General features: G+C 59.2%; 22 protein-coding genes. 12 read left to right on the top strand and 10 right to left on the bottom strand.

Going from position 1 to position 21,142, the window contains the following annotated elements:
* The first annotated feature begins 6 nt into the window (after nucleotides 1-6).
* Complete coding sequence (locus ASD60_RS18960) at nucleotides 7-1,047, top strand: Ldh family oxidoreductase (RefSeq protein WP_056855471.1); 1,041 nt, start codon at nucleotides 7-9, stop codon at nucleotides 1,045-1,047.
* 57 nt (nucleotides 1,048-1,104) lie between these two features.
* Here ASD60_RS18960 and ASD60_RS18955 read toward each other — a convergent pair whose 3' ends face one another.
* Nucleotides 1,105-1,422, bottom strand: coding sequence for a DUF883 family protein (locus tag ASD60_RS18955; protein WP_056855470.1), 318 nt, complete (start codon nucleotides 1,420-1,422; stop codon nucleotides 1,105-1,107).
* 163 nt (nucleotides 1,423-1,585) lie between these two features.
* On the opposite strand from ASD60_RS18955, the gene ASD60_RS18950 reads away from it, so the two are divergent.
* A complete protein-coding gene (locus ASD60_RS18950; RefSeq protein ID WP_056855469.1) occupies nucleotides 1,586-1,840 on the top strand; it encodes a hypothetical protein in 255 nt (84 codons plus the stop codon).
* Nucleotides 1,841-1,844: 4 nt separating this feature from the next.
* Here ASD60_RS18950 and ASD60_RS18945 read toward each other — a convergent pair whose 3' ends face one another.
* Nucleotides 1,845-2,753: a LysR family transcriptional regulator gene (locus tag ASD60_RS18945; RefSeq protein ID WP_056855468.1), complete on the bottom strand. Its 909-nt coding sequence runs from the start codon at nucleotides 2,751-2,753 to the stop codon at nucleotides 1,845-1,847.
* Between the two features lie 84 nt (nucleotides 2,754-2,837).
* On the opposite strand from ASD60_RS18945, the gene ASD60_RS18940 reads away from it, so the two are divergent.
* A complete protein-coding gene (locus tag ASD60_RS18940; protein WP_056855467.1) occupies nucleotides 2,838-3,761 on the top strand; it encodes a carbon-nitrogen hydrolase family protein in 924 nt (307 codons plus the stop codon).
* A gap of 17 nt (nucleotides 3,762-3,778) precedes the next feature.
* Here the strand turns inward: ASD60_RS18940 and ASD60_RS18935 are convergent, their stop codons facing one another.
* The 3 genes from ASD60_RS18935 to ASD60_RS18925 form a co-directional block, all read right to left on the bottom strand.
* Entirely contained in the window at nucleotides 3,779-4,252 is a 474-nt protein-coding gene (locus ASD60_RS18935; RefSeq protein WP_056855466.1) for an LEA type 2 family protein, read from the bottom strand.
* A 61-nt stretch (nucleotides 4,253-4,313) separates the two neighbouring features.
* Nucleotides 4,314-5,780: a nucleobase:cation symporter-2 family protein gene (locus ASD60_RS18930; RefSeq protein ID WP_056855597.1), complete on the bottom strand. Its 1,467-nt coding sequence runs from the start codon at nucleotides 5,778-5,780 to the stop codon at nucleotides 4,314-4,316.
* Between the two features lie 85 nt (nucleotides 5,781-5,865).
* Nucleotides 5,866-6,759 (bottom strand): LysR family transcriptional regulator, encoded by an 894-nt coding sequence (locus ASD60_RS18925; RefSeq protein ID WP_056855465.1) that lies wholly within the window; start codon nucleotides 6,757-6,759, stop codon nucleotides 5,866-5,868.
* A 101-nt stretch (nucleotides 6,760-6,860) separates the two neighbouring features.
* On the opposite strand from ASD60_RS18925, the gene ASD60_RS18920 reads away from it, so the two are divergent.
* The 7 genes from ASD60_RS18920 to ASD60_RS18890 all read left to right on the top strand — a co-directional run bounded on the left by ASD60_RS18920 (nucleotide 6,861) and on the right by ASD60_RS18890 (nucleotide 12,527).
* Complete coding sequence (locus tag ASD60_RS18920; protein ID WP_056855596.1) at nucleotides 6,861-7,952, top strand: polyamine ABC transporter substrate-binding protein; 1,092 nt, start codon at nucleotides 6,861-6,863, stop codon at nucleotides 7,950-7,952.
* Nucleotides 7,953-7,965: 13 nt separating this feature from the next.
* Nucleotides 7,966-8,925: an agmatinase gene (speB, locus tag ASD60_RS18915; RefSeq protein ID WP_056855464.1), complete on the top strand. Its 960-nt coding sequence runs from the start codon at nucleotides 7,966-7,968 to the stop codon at nucleotides 8,923-8,925.
* A gap of 160 nt (nucleotides 8,926-9,085) precedes the next feature.
* The gene (locus tag ASD60_RS18910; RefSeq protein ID WP_056855463.1) at nucleotides 9,086-9,802 is read left to right on the top strand and encodes a helix-turn-helix transcriptional regulator; all 717 of its coding nucleotides are present in this window, start codon (nucleotides 9,086-9,088) and stop codon (nucleotides 9,800-9,802) included.
* Between the two features lie 51 nt (nucleotides 9,803-9,853).
* Nucleotides 9,854-10,195 carry a nuclear transport factor 2 family protein gene (locus ASD60_RS18905; protein WP_056855462.1) on the top strand — a complete coding sequence of 114 codons (342 nt, stop codon included), beginning with the start codon at nucleotides 9,854-9,856 and terminating at the stop codon, nucleotides 10,193-10,195.
* A 30-nt stretch (nucleotides 10,196-10,225) separates the two neighbouring features.
* A complete protein-coding gene (zapE, locus tag ASD60_RS18900) occupies nucleotides 10,226-11,344 on the top strand; it encodes a cell division protein ZapE (protein ID WP_056855461.1) in 1,119 nt (372 codons plus the stop codon).
* Between the two features lie 18 nt (nucleotides 11,345-11,362).
* Nucleotides 11,363-11,944 carry a DinB family protein gene (locus tag ASD60_RS18895; protein WP_056855460.1) on the top strand — a complete coding sequence of 194 codons (582 nt, stop codon included), beginning with the start codon at nucleotides 11,363-11,365 and terminating at the stop codon, nucleotides 11,942-11,944.
* 91 nt (nucleotides 11,945-12,035) lie between these two features.
* Complete coding sequence (locus ASD60_RS18890) at nucleotides 12,036-12,527, top strand: GNAT family N-acetyltransferase (RefSeq protein ID WP_056855459.1); 492 nt, start codon at nucleotides 12,036-12,038, stop codon at nucleotides 12,525-12,527.
* Nucleotides 12,528-12,640: 113 nt separating this feature from the next.
* On the opposite strand, the gene ASD60_RS18885 is transcribed toward ASD60_RS18890, so the two are convergent.
* The 3 genes from ASD60_RS18885 to ASD60_RS29190 all read right to left on the bottom strand — a co-directional run bounded on the left by ASD60_RS18885 (nucleotide 12,641) and on the right by ASD60_RS29190 (nucleotide 15,145).
* The gene (locus ASD60_RS18885) at nucleotides 12,641-12,856 is read right to left on the bottom strand and encodes a hypothetical protein (protein ID WP_056855458.1); all 216 of its coding nucleotides are present in this window, start codon (nucleotides 12,854-12,856) and stop codon (nucleotides 12,641-12,643) included.
* A gap of 169 nt (nucleotides 12,857-13,025) precedes the next feature.
* Nucleotides 13,026-14,768 carry a phosphoethanolamine transferase CptA gene (locus tag ASD60_RS18880; RefSeq protein ID WP_056855457.1) on the bottom strand — a complete coding sequence of 581 codons (1,743 nt, stop codon included), beginning with the start codon at nucleotides 14,766-14,768 and terminating at the stop codon, nucleotides 13,026-13,028.
* Between the two features lie 200 nt (nucleotides 14,769-14,968).
* Nucleotides 14,969-15,145 (bottom strand): DUF6026 family protein, encoded by a 177-nt coding sequence (locus tag ASD60_RS29190; protein WP_177336590.1) that lies wholly within the window; start codon nucleotides 15,143-15,145, stop codon nucleotides 14,969-14,971.
* Nucleotides 15,146-15,418: 273 nt separating this feature from the next.
* Between ASD60_RS29190 and gnd the strand changes: the two genes are divergently transcribed.
* Both gnd and zwf read left to right on the top strand, forming a co-directional pair.
* Entirely contained in the window at nucleotides 15,419-16,399 is a 981-nt protein-coding gene (gnd, locus tag ASD60_RS18875; protein WP_056855456.1) for a phosphogluconate dehydrogenase (NAD(+)-dependent, decarboxylating), read from the top strand.
* Nucleotides 16,396-17,919, top strand: a complete 1,524-nt coding sequence (gene zwf / locus ASD60_RS18870; protein ID WP_056855455.1) for a glucose-6-phosphate dehydrogenase — start codon at nucleotides 16,396-16,398, stop codon at nucleotides 17,917-17,919. Before gnd ends, zwf begins: the two co-directional genes overlap by 4 nt.
* Before the next feature lie 177 nt (nucleotides 17,920-18,096).
* Here zwf and nhaB read toward each other — a convergent pair whose 3' ends face one another.
* Both nhaB and ASD60_RS18860 read right to left on the bottom strand, forming a co-directional pair.
* Nucleotides 18,097-19,599, bottom strand: a complete 1,503-nt coding sequence (gene nhaB, locus ASD60_RS18865; RefSeq protein ID WP_056855454.1) for a sodium/proton antiporter NhaB — start codon at nucleotides 19,597-19,599, stop codon at nucleotides 18,097-18,099.
* Between the two features lie 79 nt (nucleotides 19,600-19,678).
* Entirely contained in the window at nucleotides 19,679-20,968 is a 1,290-nt protein-coding gene (locus ASD60_RS18860; RefSeq protein WP_056855453.1) for a hypothetical protein, read from the bottom strand.
* Nucleotides 20,969-21,142 lie beyond the last annotated feature (174 nt).

The raw sequence follows: 21,142 nt of genomic DNA, 5'->3' as shown, positions 1-21,142 counted from the left end.
CTTCAGATGTCTGCGCCACACGAACATGTGTCTACTGTTGTCTCGCAAAACCTGTCACTCGATGAGCTGACGGCACTGCTTGAGAAGATATTCCTGCGTCACGGCACTTCGGCCGATGTCGCGCGGGTGCTGGCGCAAAACTGCGCCGGTGCCGAGCGCGACGGCGCCCACAGCCACGGCGTGTTCCGTATGCCTGGCTATGTCTCGACGCTCAAGAGCGGCTGGGTCGACGGCCAGGCTGTTCCGACGGTCGAGGATGTGGCTTCGGGGTTTGTCCGGGTCGATGCCAAAAACGGTTTTGCGCAACCGGCCCTGGCTGCCGCTCGGCCACTATTGATAGAAAAGGCTCGCAGCGCGGGCATCGCGGTCCTGGCGATCCGTAATTCCCACCACTTCGCGGCGCTCTGGCCGGACGTTGAACCCTTTGCCTATGAAGGGTTGGTGGCGCTCAGTGTGGTTAACAGCATGACGTGTGTGGTGCCCCACGGTGCCGATCGACCATTGTTCGGCACCAACCCGATTGCCTTCGCTGCCCCTCGGGCTGACGGCGAGCCAATCGTGTTCGATCTGGCCACCAGCGCCATCGCCCACGGCGATGTTCAGATCGCTGCGCGCAAGGGCGAGCGCCTGGCACCCGGCATGGGCGTGGACAGTCTCGGTCAGCCGACCCAGGACCCGAAGGCGATTCTTGAAGGTGGCGCGTTGTTGCCGTTCGGCGGGCACAAGGGCTCGGCGCTGTCGATGATGGTGGAGCTGTTGGCGGCGGCGTTGACCGGGGGTAATTTTTCTTTCGAGTTCGACTGGAAAAATCACCCGGGCGCAAAGACTCCCTGGACCGGTCAATTGTTGATCGTCATCGACCCGAGCAAAGCCGCCGGGCAGAACTTCGCCGAACGCAGTCAGGAGTTGGTGCGACAGATGCACGGTGTGGGGCTCAAGCGATTGCCGGGTGATCGGCGTCACTATCAGCGGGCCAAGTCGCAAGCCGACGGCATCGCACTCGATGAGCAGACACTGGCGGATCTGCGGGAGCTGGCAGGGCTCTGATCTGAAAAACCTGTGGGAGCGAATTCGCTCCCACAGGTTTTGTGTTCAGGTTGATGATCAGCGGCGTGCCAGGAGCATCCCCACCACAAGGCCGAAACCCGCCGATACCGCAACCGTCTGCCAAGGGTGGCCGCCGATGTAGGTTTCAGTGGCCTCGACTGCAGGCAGTGTCCGGTTGCGTACGCTGGTCACCGAATCCCGGGCCTGCTGGAGTTTCAGGGCGATTTGCCCACGCAATGTCTCTGCTTCCTCACCGACCAGTGAGGCACTGCTTTTGAGCAGCTTTTCCGACTCTTCGATCAGCGATTGAAGCTCGCTGAAGGCTTGATCCTTGATTTGTTCATCGGCAGCCTGTGCGGCGGTTTTCCGGGCCATTGAAGTACTCCTTGCAGTGGGTGAACAGTGAACAATGGAGTCCTCGGCACTGGAAAAAGTTGCAGCGATTTCTCGCGTCAGCCCGATTCCAAAGAAATCCAGCGCAGGACGATTCATCCTACAGTGTAAGATGTCGCCTATTTTATGCAGCAGGAAAAATCCCATGAGCTTCAATCTGGCCGACAAATCCCTCGCCGAGCGCGCTGCGCTTGAAGATGAAAAATCCCGTCTGTTCGAACTCTGGCAAAACAACCTGGGCAAAGCCAAGGGTGAAGCGGCGCGCTTGTTTGGCGAACGTGCTAAACGCAAAGGCAAGTGGGCCGAGTGGGTTCGTGCCGAGCTGGACGGCATGTCGCCACCGGAGTACTCGAACATGGTGCGCAGTGAAGTCAATCGCCTGATGGCCGCCAACAAGTAAGTCGCTACATAAAACTCGCCACGATCGCCTCGCGCACTTTCAGCACCACCGGGTCTGGTTGGGTGCTGGTACGCCAGCCCAGTTCGATCGGATAGCGCGGCAATGCCAAGGGGCAAGGCAGCAATGTCAGGCCGCTGAGCGCAGCAATGCTCCTGGCCGCGTGAGCCGGAATGGTCGCCACCGCCTGGCTGCCCTTGAGCAGATGCGGCAGTGCTGCAAAGTGCGTGGTCGAGGCGCACACCCGGCGACTCAAGCCCACTGCCGCCAGCCCTTCATCGGTAATGCCGATAAAGCCCCCCGAAGACACAAGGATGTGCTCACGGGTGACGAACTCCTCCAGACTGATGGTCTGCTGGCCCTCGCTGAGGCTGAGCGGGTCGACCAGACACAAGTAACTTCCTTCCCCCAGCACCTGACGGCTCAGCAAGCGTTCGGCGAACCCGCCGGCGGTAATCGCCAGATCGATGCTGCGTTCCATCAAGGCCTGAGCGACGATCTGGCTGTGGGTCTGGCGAAAGATCAGGCGCAAATTCGGCGCGCAGCGGGCAATTTCCTCTATCAGCCCACGCCCGTAGGCAATCTCGAAATCATCCGACAAGCCGATACTCACCGAGCGTCCGTCGTAATGGTGGGTGGTCGGATCGACCATCGCCAGGCTCTGCCGGCATTTATTCAGTGCATCGCTGACCACCGGCTTGAGTTGATTGGCCTTGAGCGTTGGCGCGAGGCCCCGGCCGGTTCGGACAAACAATTGGTCGCCATACACCTCACGCAACCGCCGCAATGCGGCACTGACCGCCGATTGCGTGACACCAAGGCGCAGCGCCGCTCGACTGGCACTGGACTCTTCGTGCAGGGCTTCAAAGACTTTCAACAAATTGAGATCGATGTCGCTGATATTCATTTGGTTCATATCATTCAGCAGCTAACTGGGCTTTATTCATGATCCCGTGTCGCCGCAGAATCAGCAACATCTGACCCCGCTGGAGTTACTGTGATGCCCAAGTCAATCGTTGCTGCGCTGCAAATCGGCGCCTTGCCCGGCGGCAAGGCCGACACGCTGGAGCAAATTCTGTCGTATGAAAGTGCGATCATCGAATCCGCCGCCGCTCTGGTGGTGATGCCCGAAGCGCTGCTCGGCGGTTATCCGAAAGGTGAAGGGTTCGGCACCCAATTGGGCTATCGACTGCCGGAAGGGCGCGAAGCCTTTGCCCGTTATTTTGCCAACGCCATCGACGTGCCGGGCTTGGAAACGCAAGCGCTGGCCGGGCTTTCAGCGCGTACCGGCGCCAACCTGGTGATCGGCGTCATCGAGCGCTCGGGCAGCACGTTGTATTGCACTGCGCTGTATTTCGATCCGCAGGCGGGACTGGTCGGCAAGCACCGCAAGTTGATGCCGACCGGCACCGAACGGCTGATCTGGGGCAAGGGCGATGGTTCGACGTTACCGGTGATCGACAGCCAGGTCGGGCGGGTCGCGGCGGTGGTGTGCTGGGAAAACATGATGCCGCTGTTGCGCACAGCGATGTACGCCAAGGGGGTGGAGGTGTGGTGCGCGCCGACGGTGGATGAGCGGGAAATGTGGCAAGTCAGCATGCGGCACATCGCGCACGAGGGGCGCTGCTTTGTGGTCAGCGCTTGTCAGGTTCAGGACTCGCCACAGGCCTTGGGCCTGGAAGTCGCCAATTGGCCTTCGGACCGGCCATTGATTGCTGGCGGCAGTGTGATTGTCGGGCCGATGGGCGATATTTTGGCCGGTCCGCTGCGTGGTGGTCGCGGTTTGCTGACCGCCGAAATTGACACGGACGACTTGATTCGCGCGCGTTACGACTACGACGTGGTCGGGCACTATGCGCGCCCGGATGTGTTCGAGTTGACGGTGGATGAGCGAGCGAAACCGGGTGTGCGCTTTGCTTCATAGCCTCTGCATCTTCAGCGTTACCGGCTGCCCGTCGTCGGCCCTGGCAGGCTGAGCTTGCCGCTATCGACAAAGCGCATGGTGCCGAACAAGCCGTCGGCGAGTTTGCCACGCAGGATGTAGGGCATGTTGTTCAGGGTCTGCGTCTTGCTCAAGCCGAAGGTCTGGCGCAGCACCGAGAACGCCGAGACGCTGACGGGAACCGTGAGCACGGTTTCGGAGAAGCGCGCAATCGAACCCGACTGATCGCTGACACCGGAAGCGAAGGGTTGGCCGTTGATGTCCAGATCCAGCGCCACCCCGTTGAAACTGATCGAGCCCTCATTGGGGTTCTGCACACGAATCTTCACCGCAAAACGGATCTCCATGTCCTGGCTTTGTAAAGGTTCGATGCCAACCACGTTGATGTTCAGCGGATCGCGATTCGGGAGCAGGGCGCAGGCGCTGAGGGAGAGTAACAACAGGGAAAGGATAACGGCGTGGACGCTGCGCATGGACGTGCTCTCACAAGTAAAAAAGGGCTGAGCCGCAATGGCTCGGCCCTTGAGCATTTGCCTAGCTGTTCAACTGTGCGACAACCGCAGGTCTGGCGGGTTCACTCTTGGCCGGGACATCCGGGTTTTCCATGACCTGCAGAATCGACGCTTCAGGATCGAAATCGTCTTCTTCCAGCTCGATGAATTCTTCCGGCAGGAAGATGTTCAGAACGATGGCGCACAATGCACCGACGGTGATCGGCGATTCAAAGATGTTGTGCAGCGCCTTCGGCAGCTCACGCAAGACTTCCGGCACCGCGGCCACACCCAGGCCCATGCCGATGGAAATCGCCACGATCAGCATGTTGCGCCGATGCAGACCGGCTTCGGCGAGGATCTTGATCCCGGCCACGGCAACCGTTCCGAACATCACCAGTTCAGCGCCTCCGAGTACCGGTTTTGGCATCAATTGCAGCACGGCGCCGATCATCGGGAACAGCCCCAGCACGACCAGCAAACCAGCAATGAAAAACGCCACGTAACGGCTGGCCACGCCGGTCAGCTGGATGACGCCGTTGTTCTGCGCGAACGTCACCATCGGCATGCTGTTGAACACCGCGGCCATCGCCGAGTTGAGACCATCAGCCAGCAATCCGGATTTGATCCGGCGAATGTACACTGGGCCTTTGACCGGCTGCCGGGAGATCATTGAGTTGGCGGTCAGGTCACCGGCGGCTTCCAGTGGCGACACCAGGAAAATCACCGCCACCGGCACGAACGCGACCCAATCGAAAGAGAAGCCGTACTTGAACGGCACCGGCACGCTCATCAACGGCACAGCAGGCAGGCTGGCGAAATCGACGTGCCCCAGCAGCCAGGCGACGAGATAGCCAAGGGTCAGGCCGATGACGATTGCCCCCAGGCGCAGGAACGGCACGTCCACGCGGTTGAGTACCACGATAGTGCCAAGCACCAGTGCCGCCAGGCCCAGATGGCTCGCTGCACCGAGGTCAGGCGCGCCGAAACCGCCGGCAATGTCGGTCATTGCAACCTTGATCAACGACAAGCCCATGAGGGTGATGATGGTGCCTGTGACCACCGGGGTGATCAGCATGCGCAGCTTGCCGATGAATTGGCTCAGCACCACTTCGATGAACGCGGCGAAGAAGCACACGCCGAAGATCGTCGAGAGAATCTCATCGGTGCCGCCGCCCCGGGCCTTGACCATGAACCCGGCGCTGAGGATCACGCTGATGAACGAAAAACTCGTGCCTTGCAGGCACAGCAGGCCTGAACCGACCGGTCCGAAGCGTCGCGCCTGAACAAATGTGCCCAGGCCGGAAACGAACAGCGCCATGCTGATCAGGTACGGTATTTCGCTTTGCAGGCCGAGGGCGCTGCCCATGATCAGCGTCGGGGTGATGATGCCGACGAAACTGGCCAGCACATGTTGCAGGGCTGCGAACACGGTAGCCGTCAGGTGAGGGCGGTCGTCGAGGCCGTAGATCAGGTCGTTATTGCGCGGGGTTTTTTCTGGGGAGGTCATGGTGGTTTGCGTGCCGGGAGGCGGGACCGGGTCGGAAAATGGAGGCGCAGGATGCCAGAACGGTCCGATCACGGCAAAAGAACCTTCAGGCAAAAGCCGCCAGTAAATCCTCTTCAAACGCTTTCTGCGCATCCCCCGGCACCAGCGCCCGATGTCTGGCCAGATGAAACGCCACGTCGAAACTCATTTCCTCGCGGCGCACCGCACGTAAGAGGCCTTTGTCTTCCCAAGCACGGGCAAAGTGGCTGGGCAGATAACCGATATGCTTGCCGGACAGAATAAAGGCGAGGGTGCCTTCGACCTGTTCTGCCCGCGCCGAACACAGTTTGCCCTGGAACGGCTCGTCACTGCGCAGGAAGCGGTAAGGGTGATCGACCCGGTCGCAGGCTTGCAGGGCCCGGTCATCCGGCGCTGCATCGGCGAACAGCGGATGGCCGACTGCGCAATACAAATGCTGGGTTTCACTGAAGAGTTGGCGGTAATCAAAAGCGTTCTGGATCTGCGAGAAGTACCCGATCGCCAAATCCAGTCGCTGTTGCAGCAGCAGGCGTTCCATTTCGCCGGGCATGGCACTCATCAACTCAATACGCACCGATTCGTCGCGCTGGCGAAAGCGTCGGATGGCCTCCGCGACCCGTTGCAGCACCGATTGATCCAGCGCTTCGGACAAGCCCAGGCGCACTTCGCCGATCAGGCGACCGGCCACGCCATTGGATTGGTGACGGAACGCTTCGATGGACTCGAACAGGCTGCGCGTGGCGTTGAGCAGTTGCTCGCCCTTGGGCGTGACATTGAAGCCACCCTTGCCACGGCTGCACAGCCGATAGCCGAGGCGAGTCTCGAGCTTGGCCATTTGCTGGCTGATGCTCGACTGGCTCAAGCCCAGCTCGCCCTGCGCCGCGCTGAAGCCGCCGCACTCCACCACACTGACAAACAGACGCAACAGTTGCAGATCCACATCGTGCAGTTGACCGAGCATCAAACATTACTCCCGGGTAATGTCAGGTTAATAAACGTGATATTTCACCAATGTATCCGACGCAGCATCCTGCAACCACTTCCAATGGTCAGGTGTTCGTCATGGCTCCCACGTTCAAGCTGTGTTTACCCGCGTTGTTTCTTGTCGTGTCCGCGTCGGCCAGTGCCGAGGAGAAAGTGCTCAACCTCTACAGTTGGGCCGATTACGTGGCACCGCAAACCTTGCAGCGATTCGAGCAGGAGACCGGCATTCATGTGCGCTACGACACCTTCGATGCGCCGGAAGTGCTGGAAACCAAACTGCTGACCGGTGGCAGTGGCTATGACGTGGTGGTGCCGTCCTCCAGTGTGCTGGCACGCGGCCTGGCGGCGGGTGCACTCAAAGCCATTCCCCACGATGGCTTGAAGGGTTACGCCAATCTTGATCCCGACCTGTTGGAAAAACTGGCGGCGGTCGATCCCGGCAACCGCTACGGCGTGCCCTACACCTGGGGCACGCTGGGCTTGGGAATGAATGTTCAGGCGGTCAAACAACGCCTGCCGAACGTGCCGCTCAATAGCCTGGACCTGCTGTTCAAGCCCGAATATGCCCACCAGCTCAAGGACTGCGGCATTGCGATCATCGACTCACCGCAAGAGGTGATCGGCCTGGCACTGCACTACTTGGGCAAAAACCCCTACAGCACCGACAAGCGCGATCTCGAATCGGCCCAGGCGTTATTGCAGCAATTGCAGCCATCGGTGCTGTACGTCGCCAGCGGCCGGCAGATCAATGATCTGGCCAATGGCAGTGTGTGCCTGGCACTGACCTACAACGGTGACGCGAGCATGGCCGCCGAGCAGGCGCGCAAGGCGGCCAAGCCCTATGACATTGCCTACCGGATTCCCAGGGAAGGCACGCTCGTGTGGCAGGACAACCTGGCAATCCCCAAGGATGCACCGCACCCCGAAGCGGCGCGCCAGTTCATCGAATTCATGCTGCGCCCTGAATCCGTCGCCGCACTGACCAATACCCTGTTTTTCGCCACCGCCAACCAGGCTGCAACGCCGCTGGTGGATGAGGTTGTACGCACCGACCCGGACATTTACCCGCCCGCCGAGGTGCGTGAGCGGCTGTATGCCGACCGCAGCATGAGCCTCAAGGACATGCGCCAGCGCACCCGCGTATGGACCAGTTTCCGTAGCCGTCAATAACAAGGAGCCTTCAATGGACGTCCCAGCGCAGAACGACCAAGCCATCACCCGTGACAGCCTCTACGGCACCGCGGCCGAAAGTACTTACGCTGGCATCACCAGTTTCATGCGCCGTCGTTACAGCCGCGATTTGCGCGGTGTCGACGTGGCGGTCAGCGGTGTGCCGTTCGACACCGCCACCAGCAACCGTCCCGGCGCACGCTTCGGGCCACGCGGCATTCGTGCAGCGTCCACCGGGATTGCCTGGGAACGCCACTGGCCGTGGGCCTTCGACCCGTTCGATCATCTGGCGGTGATCGACTTCGGCGATTGCGACTTCGATTACGGTTCACCACAGTCGACTCCGCAAGCCATCGAAGCCCACGCCGAACATATCCTCGGTGCCGGCAGCGCGATGTTGACCTTTGGTGGCGATCACTTCATTACCTATCCGCTGCTCAAGGCTCACGCCCGCAAACACGGGCCGCTGTCGCTGATCCACTTCGACGCCCACAGCGACACCTGGCCGGACGAAGAGGGCAAGCGCATCGACCACGGCACCATGTTCTGGCACGCGGCCAAGGAAGGGCTGGTCGATCCGTCACGCTCAGTGCAGATCGGCTTGCGCACCACTAACGATGATCATCAGGGGTTTGAGGTGCTGGACGCGCGACAGGTGCATCGATGTGGCGTGGATGCAATCGTCGAAGCGATTCGGGCGCGGGTCGGCGACAACCCGGTGTATCTGACGTTTGACATCGACTGCCTCGACCCCGCTTTCGCCCCAGGGACCGGCACGCCGGTGTGTGGCGGATTGAGCACGGTGCAGGCGCTGGAAATCCTCGGCGGCTTGCGCGGGATCAATCTGGTGGGCATGGATGTGGTGGAAGTGGCGCCAGCCTATGACAATGCAGACATCACCTCGCTCGCGGCGGCGACGTTGGCGATGGAAATGTTGTGCCTCTATGCGGCAAAACATAAGGTCGACCGTTAAGTAGCAATCTCCCGTGGGAGCAAGCTGAACTGGCCAAATGATTTTGCACACTTCAAGCGGGCGCTATGATGGCGCCCGAATCTGAGGTGTTTGCTACTGCCAATTTCTGTCAGTGGCCTCTGCTAAGCTCACTCGAATTTCCGGACTGGGCCTGCCGATCGTGTCGCGAACCACTCGTTTACTGACGTTGCTGCAAGTGTTGCGCGGCCGAAGCCGGCCGGTGACGGCGGCGACGCTGGCCGGGGAACTGGACATCTCCGAACGCACGCTGTATCGCGACATCGCCGAACTCACCGCCCTCGGTGCACCGATCTATGGCGAGGCGGGAATTGGCTACGTGTTGCGCAGCGGTCTGTTCCTGCCTCCGTTGATGCTCAATGCCGATGAAACCGAAGCCATCGTGCTTGGCTTGCGTTATGTCGACCAGCGAGGGGACGAGGTATTGAGCAAAGCCGCTGCCGACGCCCTGGCCAAGATTGCCGCGGTACTGGCGCCGGAAGCGCTGGACGCGTTGCACAACCCGACCGTTCTGCCGGGACCGTCCGGTTATGGCTTTGCGCCAAATGCGGTGCCGTTGAACGTGTTTCGCCAGGCCATTCGCAGTCAAGCCAAGTTGCACATCGATTATGCAGACGCGCAGCAAGTGCCCAGCCAGCGGTTAATCTGGCCACTGGCCCTGGGTTTTCTCAATGAGGTGCGAATCATCGTCGCCTGGTGCGAATTGCGCAGTGCCTATCGCACCTTTCGCACAGACCGTATTTCGCAAGCGAGGGAGCAGGGCGAGCGCTATCCGGGGCGACGCAGCGACCTGCTGCGAACATGGCGCAAGCAGATGCAACTGGACGATGCAGGGCGTTTCACTCCTGACAAGAATTGACATTCACCTGTTCTAGCATGGCTCCAGAACCAACCAACAAGGAGCCATATCATGTCTCATTCAGCTTCTGCGCTGGCGCCGGCCATCGCCGCCTACATTGCTGCCGCCAATGCCCGTGACACTTCGCGCGTCGGCAGTTTTTTCGCTGAAGATGCCAATGTGTTCGATGAGGGCCAGCATCGGGTCGGCACCCAGGCCATCGCCCAATGGATGCAGGACACGGCCGAGCGGTACCAGCCACGGGTCGAAGTGCTGGGAGTGCAGCAACGCACTGGAAAGGTGCTGGTCAACGGCCTGATTTCCGGCACATTTCCCGGCAGTCCGTTGACGTTGCGCTACATGTTCCGCCTCAATGATCAGGGCAAGATCGCCCGGTTGGACATTTCACTGTAGCTGTCGCGATCTGGTGGCATACTGCCGCGCATGAATGTCGACTCCCCACTCAAAGCCTGGCAACACGCCATCGAACAGAAGGGCTTCGTCCAGGACGAAGCCCAGGAACATGCCGTCTGGGCCTTGCAGAAGTGCCATGAAGCGCTGCATGAAGGGCGCTCGCCCGTCATGGGCGTTTACCTGTGGGGGCCGGTCGGGCGCGGCAAGACCTGGTTGATGGATCAGTTTTACCAGCACTTGCGGGTGCCGGCCCGGCGGCAGCACTTTCACCATTTCATGGGCTGGGTGCACCAGCGCTCGTTTCAATTGACCGGTACCGCTGACCCGCTGAAGGCGCTGGCGCGTGAATTGAGCGAAGAAGTGCGGGTGCTGTGCTTCGATGAGCTGTTCGTCAACGACATTGGTGACGCAATCATTCTCGGGCGCCTGTTCCAGGTGATGTTCGAACAGGGCGTGGTGGTGGTCTGCACCTCCAACCTTCCACCCGATCAACTGTATGCCGATGGCTTCAACCGCGACCGGTTCTTGCCGGCCATTGCCGCGATCAAACAGCATATGCAGGTGATTGCAGTCGACGGCGGCGAGGATCATCGTCTGCATCCGGGGCAGGGGTTGCAACGCTACTGGGTTGCCGAACCCGGACAGCCCAGTCCGCTGGCGGATGTGTTCAAGGTCCTGACCGTGGGGCAAACGGTTTCCAGCGCGCCGATCAACGTGGGTTATCGACCGCTGGCTGTGGTGCAAGCCAGTCAATCCGTGCTCTGGTGTCGTTACGCCGATCTCTGTGAACAGCCGTTCGCCGCCATGGATTTCATGGCTTTGTGTGACACCTTCAGCGCTATTCTGCTGAGTGACGTGCCCAACCTCAGCGCGCAAAAACGTGCCGGACGCATTGCCCGGGGCACCGAAGACGCGCCCGTGCGCGTGGAAGCCGGCGACCGGGAGTTGCCGCAGTTGTCGGTGCACGACGACGGCGTGCGACGTTTTATTGCCCTGGTGGATGAGTGCTACGACCGCAAAGTGCCGTTATACCTCGAAGCACAAGTGCCGATGGATGCGCTGTACACCGAGGGTTATCTGGAATTCCCGTTCCGCCGCACGCTCAGTCGTCTGCAGGAAATGCAGCTGGAACGTTTCGCCGAGGTTTGAAACCCAGGAGGAATGACCATGAATCAACCTCTTTCGCATCACTTGCTGACCATGGCTTACCAGAATGCCTGGGCCAATCATCGCCTGGCCAAGGCCTGGTGCCAATTGAGCGAGGATGAGCTGCAGGCGCACCGCGTCAGTTTCTTTCCCGGTATCCGCGCGACCCTGAATCACATCCTGACCTGCGACTGGTTTTACGTGGATGCCCTTGAGCGGGAGCTGCGCGGCGATGAGCCTCATCCCGATTGCCAAGTGTTTTTCAATGAGGACGAGCCGTTCACCCGCGCTGTGGATCTCAAGCGCGAACAGGCATATGTTGACCGACGCCTGATCGCTTATTGCGAACAGATGCGTGACGCCGATCTGGGCAAAATCGTTACCATTGCCCGCGATACGCCGCAGTACGACAGCCGTTTGCGTCTGTTGTCACATCTGTTCGAACATCAGATCCATCATCGTGGCCAGGTTCACGCGATGCTCAGTGGAACGCGGGTCAAACCACCGCAACTGGACGAGTTTTTCTGCGCGGGTGAATCGTCCCTGCGAGCACAGGATTTCGCCGAGTTAGGCTGGACCGAAGCCTTGATCTGGGGGCATTAGGACCTTTCGATTTTTTGCTGCTCGCGATATCGTCACGCCGGCCTTCCAGGACGAACTGCGTTCCGGGGCCTTTTTTCGATCGAGGATGGAAATGGATTCCGCAGAAATTCTTGTACTGCAAGCCAGCTACACCAACCCGGTGCATGCCGAAGCCATCGGGCTGGTGCTGAACAGCTACGCCCAGGACCCGATGGGCGGCGGCCATGCCTTGGCCGCCAGTGTTCTGGAGCATTTACCGGGTGAGCTGGCCAAGCGCGCGCATGCGTTCAGTGTATTGGCGTTCGTCAATGGCGAACCAGCCGGGCTGATCAATTGCTTTGAAGGCTTTTCGACTTTTGCCTGCCGGCCATTGGTCAATGTCCACGATGTGGCGGTGGTGCCGAAGTTTCGCGGGTTGGGTTTGAGCCAGCGGATGCTGCAAAAGGTCGAAGAAATCGCCCGTCAGCGTGGCTGCTGCAAAATCACTCTGGAGGTGCTGGAGGGCAATGCGGTGGCGCAAGCCTCCTACGGCAAGTTCGGCTTTGCGCCAGGCGAGTTCGACCCCGCCCACGGGCGCATGATGTTCTGGATCAAGCCACTGTAGGAGGGGGCCTGCTCGCGAAGAAGGCGAATACGCCGCGGTGAATCAGAGTTCACGCGCCATCGTCGGCGATCATCGCGAGCAGGCTCGCGCTTGCAAGCAAGTAGCCAGGTCAATCATTTCGGTTTGTAGGTTTCAGTCATTTGTGCGGTTTGGTCGTCCGGGACTCGCAGCTCGTTGGCCTGGCTTTGCGTGATATTGCCCAGTGCCAGTTGCTGGTTGTAGCGCAGCGTTTCGAAGTAATACCTCATGCGCTCGGCGCCTCCTTCGGCAAATGCGCTGGCGGAACCGAATGTCATGAGTGCGGCGAGAATGAGTGTGGTGCGTTTCATGGTGTGCCTCCCACTTACAGATGTCGGATGCCTGTCGTCCATGAGTCAATGAATCAAAGTCGAACGCTCATTATCCGCCGATTCCGTTAAATGGGAACGCTATTGCACATCTTTGAATCTGCGGTGGGAGCAAGCGTGCTCCCACCGGGTTTGTGTTGCAATGAACTGACTATTTGAGGACAACTTCCGCCGCGACCGGCGCTTTCGGTTTGATCAGGCTGAAATCAATCAACGGCCGTTGTTGGCGTTCGTACGGGTTTCCGATCATCAACGGGCGAGGCTTGAAGCTGTCGCTGACCAGGCTCTTGCTGTGATCGAGCTCGTCGAAACTCAGGCCCGCCAGGTCTGCCCAGGTGTGGATCAGATGGGAGCTGCTGTACGGCCGCCCCAGATCAGCGGCAAAGTTCCAGTCATGGGTTTCACGCCATTTTGGCGAGGCCCAGGCCATGAACGGGATGGTGTACATCGGCGCTGTCGGTTTGCTTTCGTTGCGCCCGAGCGTGCTGTGGCCCGGGGAGTCGAAGACGTCTTCACCGTGATCGGAGAGGTACAGCAAAAAGCCGTTCGGGTCGGTCCTGGCGTAGTCCTTGATCAGGCTCGACACCACGAAGTCGTTGTACAGCACCGCGTTGTCGTAGCTGTTGTAGGTCGGCAACTGATCGTCACGGACACCGGCCGGAACACCGTTGCGATCCTTGAACTTGTCGAAAGTCGAAGGGTAGCGGTACTGGTAACTCATGTGCGTGCCGAGCAAATGCACGACGATCAGCTTGCGCGGCGCGGTGTCAGCCAGGGCCTTGTTGAACGGCTCGATGACGTCGCCGTCGTACTGGGCGGCGTTCTGGTTACGGTTGTTGTTCAGATACACCTGCTCGTCGGCCTGTTGGGAGAACGTCGTGAGCATGGTGTTGCGCTTGGTCATGGTCTGCTGGTTGGTGATCCAGAAGGTCTTGTAACCGGCCTGTTTCATCATGCTGACCAGCGAAGGCGTGCTCAGGTACAGGTCAGGGTTGTCTTCGTCGGCGAAGGTCAATACCTGCTGCAACGCTTCGATGGTGTAGGGGCGTGGCGTGATGACGTTATCGAAGACAGCCAGTTGATCCTTCAGCTTGTCCAGTTCCGGCGTGGTCTTGCGCGGGTAGCCGTACAGGCTCATGCGTTGCCGATTGGTGGACTCACCGATTACCAGCACCAGGGTGGAGGGCTGGTTGGCCATCGAATCCTTGAAGTTGTGCAGGGGTGGAATCGTGCTGGCGCTATTGAGCATCTCCTGCATACCGGCCAGGGTGTCCAGATAGCGGTGGTAGGCCACAGCCATCTGCCAAGGCACTGCCGGTTCGATACGGGTTTCGAATTTTTCGAAGCCGGCGGCAAAACTGCCGGTGCGCAGGGTTTGCTTGACTAATGGATAACCGACAACGGCCACCAGGATCGCTGTGGCTGCGATCAAAGCCTTGCCGCGCGGCAGGTACACCGGGCGCAAGCGCGTCCACAGGAAGTAGCCGAAGGCGGTATGGGCGAGGAAGGCCGGGACCATCCACCAGGCAAAGTATTGCGTCATGTATTCGCCGGCTTCAGACACGTTCGATTCGAACATGATGAAGATGACGCTCTGTGAAAATTCCTGTTGATAGATAAAGAAGTAACCCAGGCTGGCCATGGAGCAGGCCCAGAGCACAACACCGATCACGGCAGCCATGACGCGGGTCTGTTTCGGGAACAGCAACATCGGCGCGAGCCAGATGGCGCTCATCACGAAGGCTTGGCGAAAGCCGGAAAAACCGGAAGTGCCGGTCAACTGAATCAGCAGTTGGGTGATGCCGGAAAAATACCAGAAGAACAGGAAGAGCCAGAGAAAGCCTGCCCAATCGAAACCATTCGCAGACTGTTCGCTGCGTTTAAACCAAGACATTCACCGCTCCAATCTCTATTCACTTCCACCGTCGAGCCACTGCAAAGTCGCCGACGAACGGGAGGCGCGCGCATACCGAGCGGCCACAATGAACCGGAGTATCAACAAGCGGATGTGAAAACTTTGTGAGTTGCCAGGACTGGCAAAGCGCTATGGCGTATCGGAAGCAGGGCGGTGCTGCTTCCGATTCAAGCGAGAGATCAGGCGTGAGGGGCGCGCTGGGTCACCGCTAACGGCTGTTGACCCTGGATCAGCAAGCGCAAGTGCGCCAGCTCCTGCTTCATTTGCTCGTGCTCATCTTTCAACTGACGCAATTCATCGCGACGAATTGTGACGTAAAGGGTTTGTGCTGGCAGTGCGGTGTGTACTGTGCCCATTGCTCACCTCGCAAATGGCGTGTCTCAACTGTAGATCCGCCTGAAATCAGCGGCTGATCTACTATCGGCGCCAATTTTGATTTCTTTTGCCCCCGAAGGGAACTTTTTTATTTTTCATGGTCGGTGTGTCTTCGGCACGATTCCCGACGTTATCAATCAGGATCGGGCACAATGCCCGGAAACTTCACGCCTGCTCGCTGGACTAAACCGAATGAGTCGCGTTGGGCTATAACCTTTGACACACTTTTTATTTGTAGTAGGGAGCATCAGCACATGCAACTCGGGATTATTGGACTGGGCCGCATGGGCGGTAATATTTCGCGGCGCCTGATGCTCAACGGACATTCCACCGTTGTGTACGACCGCAATACCGCTTTTGTCGAAACCCTGGCCGAAGAGGGTGCCACCGGCGTAGCCGATCTGCCGGCCCTGGTGGCTGGCCTGAGCAAGCCGCGAGCGGTGTGGGTCATGTTGCCGGCAGGCGCACCGACCGAAGACACCATCAACACCCTGAGCACCTTGCTCGAAGCCGGCGACACTATTATCGATGGCGGCAACACCTTCTATAAGGACGATATCCGCCGGGCGAAAACCCTCGCCGAAAAAGGTCTGCACTACGTCGATGTCGGTACTTCCGGTGGCGTCTGGGGCCTGGAGCGCGGTTACTGCATGATGATCGGCGGCGATACCGAGACCGTTCAGCGCCTCGACCCGTTGTTCGCAAGCCTGGCACCGGGCATGGGCGATATCCCGCGCACCAAAGACCGCAAGTCCGATGACGACCGTGCCGAGCGCGGTTACATCCACGCCGGCCCTGCTGGCGCCGGGCATTTCGTCAAGATGATCCACAACGGCATCGAGTACGGAATGATGCAGGCCTTTGCCGAGGGCTTCGACATCCTCAAGACCAAGAACAGCGAGAAACTGCCCGAAGATCAGCGCTTCGACCTGAACGTCGCCGACATTGCCGAAGTCTGGCGTCGCGGTAGCGTGGTGTCCTCATGGTTGCTCGATCTGACTGCCGACGCGCTGGCCAGCGATCCGAAACTCGATGGTTTCTCCGGCTCCGTAGCCGACAGCGGCGAAGGTCAATGGACCATTGAAGCCGCCATGGAACAAGCGGTGCCGGTGCCGGTGCTGTCGAACTCGCTGTTCTCTCGTTACCGTTCACGCGGGCAGGGCTCATTTGGCGACAAAGTCCTTTCGGCCCAGCGCTTCGGCTTCGGCGGCCACGTGGAGACTGCGAAAAAATGACCCATGCGATCCGCAGAAAATCCAAGACTGAACCCGCACCACCGACCACTCTGTTTTTGTTTGGCGCACATGGTGATCTTGTCAAGCGTCTGCTGATGCCGGCGCTGTATAACCTCAAGCGCGACGGGTTACTCGGGGATGGACTGCGGATCATTGGCGTTGACCACAACGCCATCAGCGATGAAGGCTTCGCGAAAAAACTCGAAGACTTCATTCGCAACGAAGTGGCCACCAAGGTCGGCAAGGGAGATCAGTCTCTTGATCCGCAATTGTGGGCTCAACTCGCAAGAAACATCAGCTACGTCCAGGGCGACTTCCTGGACGACAGCACCTATCAAGCGCTGGCGGCGAAAATTGCCGACAGCGGCACTGGTAATGCGGTGTTTTACCTGGCTACCGCGCCGCGTTTCTTCAGTGAGGTCGTTCGCCGCCTCGGCGCCTCCGGTCTGCTGGAAGAAACGCCCGAGGCGTTCAGAAGGGTGGTGATCGAAAAGCCTTTCGGGTCTGACCTGCACACCGCCGAAGCGTTGAACGCTTGCTTGCTCAAGGTCATGTCGGAAAAGCAGATCTACCGCATCGATCACTACCTGGGCAAAGAGACCGTACAGAACATTCTCGTCAGCCGCTTTTCCAACAGCCTGTTCGAAGCGTTCTGGAGCAACCATTACATCGACCATGTGCAAATCACCGCCGCCGAAACCGTCGGCGTGGAAACCCGTGGCAGTTTCTACGAACACACCGGCGCCCTGCGCGACATGGTGCCCAATCACTTGTTCCAATTATTGGCGATGGTTGCCATGGAGCCACCGGCTGCTTTTGCCGCTGACGCCGTGCGCAGTGAGAAAGCCAAGGTCGTTGGTGCGATCCGCCCCTGGTCGGTCGAAGAGGCCCGGGCCAACTCGGTGCGCGGGCAGTACACCGCTGGCGAAGTCGACGGCAAACCCATGCCGGGGTATCGCGAAGAGGACAAGGTGGCCCCCGACAGCAATACCGAAACCTATGTCGCCCTCAAAGTCATGATCGACAACTGGCGCTGGGTTGGCGTGCCGTTCTACCTGCGCACCGGCAAACGCATGAGTGTGCGTGACACCGAGATCGTCATCTGCTTCAAACCGGCGCCCTACGCGCAATTCCGCGATACCGCAGTCGATGAACTGGCCCCGACCTATCTGCGGATCCAGATCCAGCCCAATGAAGGCATGTGGTTCGATTTGCTGGCTAAACGGCCAGGGCAGGCCTTGAAGATGGACAACATCGAACTGGGTTTTGCCTACAAGGATTTCTTCGAGATGCAGCCGTCCACCGGCTACGAAACGCTCATCTACGATTGCCTGACCGGCGATCAGACGCTGTTCCAGCGTGCCGACAACATCGAGAATGGCTGGCGCGCAGTGCAACCCTTTCTCGATGCCTGGCAGCAGGATTCAACGGTGCAAGGTTACGCGGCGGGCGAGGACGGTCCGCCGTCCGCTGAAGAACTGCTGAGCCGTGATGGTCGGGTCTGGCATTGTTTGGACTGAGCGACCCGCGTTCTGCCCGATGACCTGGACGGCACGTTGCTGCTGCCCGTGGGGTTCGAGCCTCAGATACCGCCCTCTGGAGGTGCCTGAGGCTGCGATTTTTTGATTTTGTTCTTCAAGTTCAAGATCAAGATCAAGAAATCGCCGCCTTCGGCAGCCCCTGCAGGGATAGAGCGATTACAGCCAGTAGCTCACGGCATACCAACCCAACGCACCCATTACCACGGTATAGGGCAAGGCCATCCAGACCATGCGTCCATAGGACAGTCGAATCAGCGGTGCAATAGCGGATGTCAGGAGAAACAGGAACGCTGCCTGGCCATTGGGTGTTGCCACGCTTGGCAGGTTGGTGCCGGTGTTGATCGCAATGGCCAGCGTTTCGAAATGCTCGCGGCTCATGTGTCCGGAGATGAATGCCTGCTTCACTTCGGTGATGTAAATGGTCGCGACAAACACGTTGTCACTGATGGCAGACAACAAGCCATTGGCGATGAACAGCATGCCCGGTTGTTGATCGGCGGGCAGGGCCAGCACCCATTGGATCAGCGGCGTGAACAACTGCTGATCGTGAATCACCGCCACTACAGCGAAGAACACCACCAAGAGTGCAGTGAACGGCATGGCGTCCTTGAACGCACTGCCAAGCCGATGCTCGTCAGTAATACCGGTAAACGCGGTAATCAACACAATGACCATCAGCCCGATCAGGCCGACTTCAGCCACATGGAATGCCAACGCGACGATCAAAATCAAGGCCGCCACGCCTTGCACGATCAATGCAGCGCGCTGACGCGAAGTACGCTCGGCATTGTCTTCATCAGCGTAATTGGCCAGCACAGCGCGTACGTTGTCCGGCAGCAACGTGCCGTATCCGAACCAGCGCAGCTTCTCCAACACTACGCAGGTCACCAGGCCTGCCACCAACACCGGCAACGAGACCGGCGCGATCTTCAGAAAGAACTCGGAAAAGTGCCAGCCCATTTCATGGCCGATCAACAGGTTTTGCGGCTCACCCACCAGTGTGCAAACGCCGCCGAGCGCGGTGCCCACTGCGCCGTGCATCAGCAGGCTGCGCAGGAACGCGCGGAATTGTTCCAGGTCGCCATGATGAAGTGCAGGTAGTTTCTGGTCATCGCCGTACTCGCTGTCCTGACGCGGATCGGAGCCGGATGCCACGCGGTGATACACCGAATAGAACCCCACGGCGGCGCTGATGATCACGGCGGTCACCGTCAATGCATCGAGAAATGCCGACAAGAACGCAGACAGGAAACAAAACATCAACGCCAGCATTGCCTTGGAGCGAACCCCGAGCAGTAAGCGTGAAAACAGGAACAGCAGCAGATCTTTCATGAAGTAGATACCCGCCACCATAAACATCAGTAGCAGGATCACCGGAAAGTTGTGCAGAAGTTCGTCGTAAAGTGCCTGAGGGGTGGTCATTTTCAGCAGCAGCGCTTCGACCAACAACAAGCCACCCGGCATCAATGGATAGCACTTGAGCGCCATGGCGAGGGTGAAGATGAACTCCAGCACCAACAGCCATCCTGCGGCAACCGGCCCTACGGTCCAAAAGACCAACGCGTTGAGTATCAGGAAACCGATAATACAAACCTTGTACCAGCGGGGTGAGTTGCCGAGAAAGTTATGCGCGAACGCCTGGGCCATGGAACCGGACATCGGCTACTCCTTGTATAAAGAAGCGCGCAAGTTGCCGTAAGCGGAGAAGAAGATCAAGTGTAGGAAAAGTACCTTTTGACTATGCCAGATAGCGAGCGACAACTGCCCGATAGTTGCCATCAAGTGAATAGCCGCCGACAACGATCTTGCCATCGTCCTGGACGGTGATAGAGGTGGCCGTGTCGAGGCTGCGGCCCAGACGCGTGCGAACCCATCCGGTGCGGTCGCCAAAGTCCGAATCCAGCTGCCCGTCAGGTTGATAGCGGCCCACCAGGAAATCGGCCTCGATACCACCGATGGTGGCTCCGGCGGTCAGCACATGGCCATCAGGCTGCAGGTGAGCGGCGGTCCATTGACTGCCTCCACGAGCGATTTCCAGCAATTGCGGCAGGCCGCCGTTGCAATGAATGTCCGGGCGACCATTACTGTGCACCTTCAAGGCAAGACAATGCATCGGATCGCGGCTGCTGCCAAAGCAGTGAATGTCACCGTTTTGATGCTGGACGATGTGGCTGATCTGGGCACTGCGGCCCTGCGCCTTGAAGCTCATGAAACCGTCCACGGCAAAACTTTCATCAAGACTGCCGTCACTGTGATAACGGGCCAGCAAACCTTCCTCGGGGAAGTTGATCGAGCCGCCGACAAGGATTCGGCCATCACTCTGCAGTTTCAGCGTACTGAGCCAGGTGTTCATCAGCAAATGCCTGACGATCACGAACCCTCGCCCATTGAAGGTTGGGTCCAGGGATCCATCGGTGTCGAGGCGTATGAGAATGCCAGCGTGGTCTGCCAGCTCAAAATGGTGATTGGCCACCAGCAAAATCCGGCCATCCTCCTGGACGTTGATATCGCAAGCTTCGGCCCCCGGCACGCCGGGTGGCAGCCAGGCATCGCGCACACCATGGGACAGATTGCCCGGCAATCGAACGACGCAACGGCCGTTGTCACCGAATTCCTGGACGGGACGGCCTTGTGCGTCGAACATCGCCAGGGCCGGCAGCGTGCGGTGGGCATTCTCGTAATGCAGGCCGATGACCAGCAGGCGACCATCCGGCAGTACCTGAACCTTCCCGGCCATCGCATCGAAGCCCGGTTCGAACTGGCCGATGATGCTGCCTTGTTCGCCGAAGCCCAAATCTGCCGAGCCATCTTCCAGCAAGCGCGCCAGACCGAAACGGCTGCCGTCCGCCATGCCGACTTTCGCCGCCACCAACAGCCGGCCGCTGGAATCGATCGTGACCCCGTTGGTCATGCTTGAAAGACTGTCGGCGAAATACACCTGCGCTTGGCCATGGGAGGCAAAACGTGTGTCGAGCTGTCCCGAGGAATGGGCGGGTAGAGGGAAGGCTAAAACGGACTGGGTTGACATGCACGCATCTCCTTGCGAGTCGTCCTTATCCGGATTGGGGAGGCGACCTGATAAGGAGATCATTCAATCCTTGAATGCTTGGATGCACAACTGACAGAACTAACAGACGGAGGGTCGTAGTGCGCCACAACAGTGTCTTTTCGAACCAAAGGCAAGCCTGCAAAGAATTCAGGC

The organism is Pseudomonas sp. Root562, from assembly GCF_001427125.1.
GTDB lineage: Bacteria > Pseudomonadota > Gammaproteobacteria > Pseudomonadales > Pseudomonadaceae > Aquipseudomonas.
This window is presented reverse-complemented; position numbering and strand designations above follow the sequence as displayed.

Bases quoted from the DNA above. Each gene is read 5' to 3' on its own strand.
- zwf (WP_056855455.1), top strand. From the start codon at position 16,396: ATGACCCATGCGATCCGCAGAAAATCCAAGACTGAACCCGCACCACCG.
- ASD60_RS18955 (WP_056855470.1), bottom strand. From the start codon at position 1,422: ATGGCCCGGAAAACCGCCGCACAGGCTGCCGATGAACAAATCAAGGAT.
- ASD60_RS18860 (WP_056855453.1), bottom strand. From the start codon at position 20,968: ATGTCAACCCAGTCCGTTTTAGCCTTCCCTCTACCCGCCCATTCCTCG.
- ASD60_RS18930 (WP_056855597.1), bottom strand. From the start codon at position 5,780: ATGACCTCCCCAGAAAAAACCCCGCGCAATAACGACCTGATCTACGGC.
- gnd (WP_056855456.1), top strand. From the start codon at position 15,419: ATGCAACTCGGGATTATTGGACTGGGCCGCATGGGCGGTAATATTTCG.
- ASD60_RS18920 (WP_056855596.1), top strand. From the start codon at position 6,861: ATGGCTCCCACGTTCAAGCTGTGTTTACCCGCGTTGTTTCTTGTCGTG.
- ASD60_RS18940 (WP_056855467.1), top strand. From the start codon at position 2,838: ATGCCCAAGTCAATCGTTGCTGCGCTGCAAATCGGCGCCTTGCCCGGC.
- ASD60_RS18905 (WP_056855462.1), top strand. From the start codon at position 9,854: ATGTCTCATTCAGCTTCTGCGCTGGCGCCGGCCATCGCCGCCTACATT.
- ASD60_RS18890 (WP_056855459.1), top strand. From the start codon at position 12,036: ATGGATTCCGCAGAAATTCTTGTACTGCAAGCCAGCTACACCAACCCG.
- ASD60_RS29190 (WP_177336590.1), bottom strand. From the start codon at position 15,145: ATGGGCACAGTACACACCGCACTGCCAGCACAAACCCTTTACGTCACA.
- zapE (WP_056855461.1), top strand. From the start codon at position 10,226: ATGAATGTCGACTCCCCACTCAAAGCCTGGCAACACGCCATCGAACAG.
- ASD60_RS18895 (WP_056855460.1), top strand. From the start codon at position 11,363: ATGAATCAACCTCTTTCGCATCACTTGCTGACCATGGCTTACCAGAAT.
- ASD60_RS18960 (WP_056855471.1), top strand. From the start codon at position 7: ATGTCTGCGCCACACGAACATGTGTCTACTGTTGTCTCGCAAAACCTG.
- ASD60_RS18935 (WP_056855466.1), bottom strand. From the start codon at position 4,252: ATGCGCAGCGTCCACGCCGTTATCCTTTCCCTGTTGTTACTCTCCCTC.
- ASD60_RS18945 (WP_056855468.1), bottom strand. From the start codon at position 2,753: ATGAACCAAATGAATATCAGCGACATCGATCTCAATTTGTTGAAAGTC.
- ASD60_RS18880 (WP_056855457.1), bottom strand. From the start codon at position 14,768: ATGTCTTGGTTTAAACGCAGCGAACAGTCTGCGAATGGTTTCGATTGG.
- ASD60_RS18950 (WP_056855469.1), top strand. From the start codon at position 1,586: ATGAGCTTCAATCTGGCCGACAAATCCCTCGCCGAGCGCGCTGCGCTT.
- nhaB (WP_056855454.1), bottom strand. From the start codon at position 19,599: ATGTCCGGTTCCATGGCCCAGGCGTTCGCGCATAACTTTCTCGGCAAC.
- ASD60_RS18885 (WP_056855458.1), bottom strand. From the start codon at position 12,856: ATGAAACGCACCACACTCATTCTCGCCGCACTCATGACATTCGGTTCC.
- speB (WP_056855464.1), top strand. From the start codon at position 7,966: ATGGACGTCCCAGCGCAGAACGACCAAGCCATCACCCGTGACAGCCTC.
- ASD60_RS18925 (WP_056855465.1), bottom strand. From the start codon at position 6,759: ATGCTCGGTCAACTGCACGATGTGGATCTGCAACTGTTGCGTCTGTTT.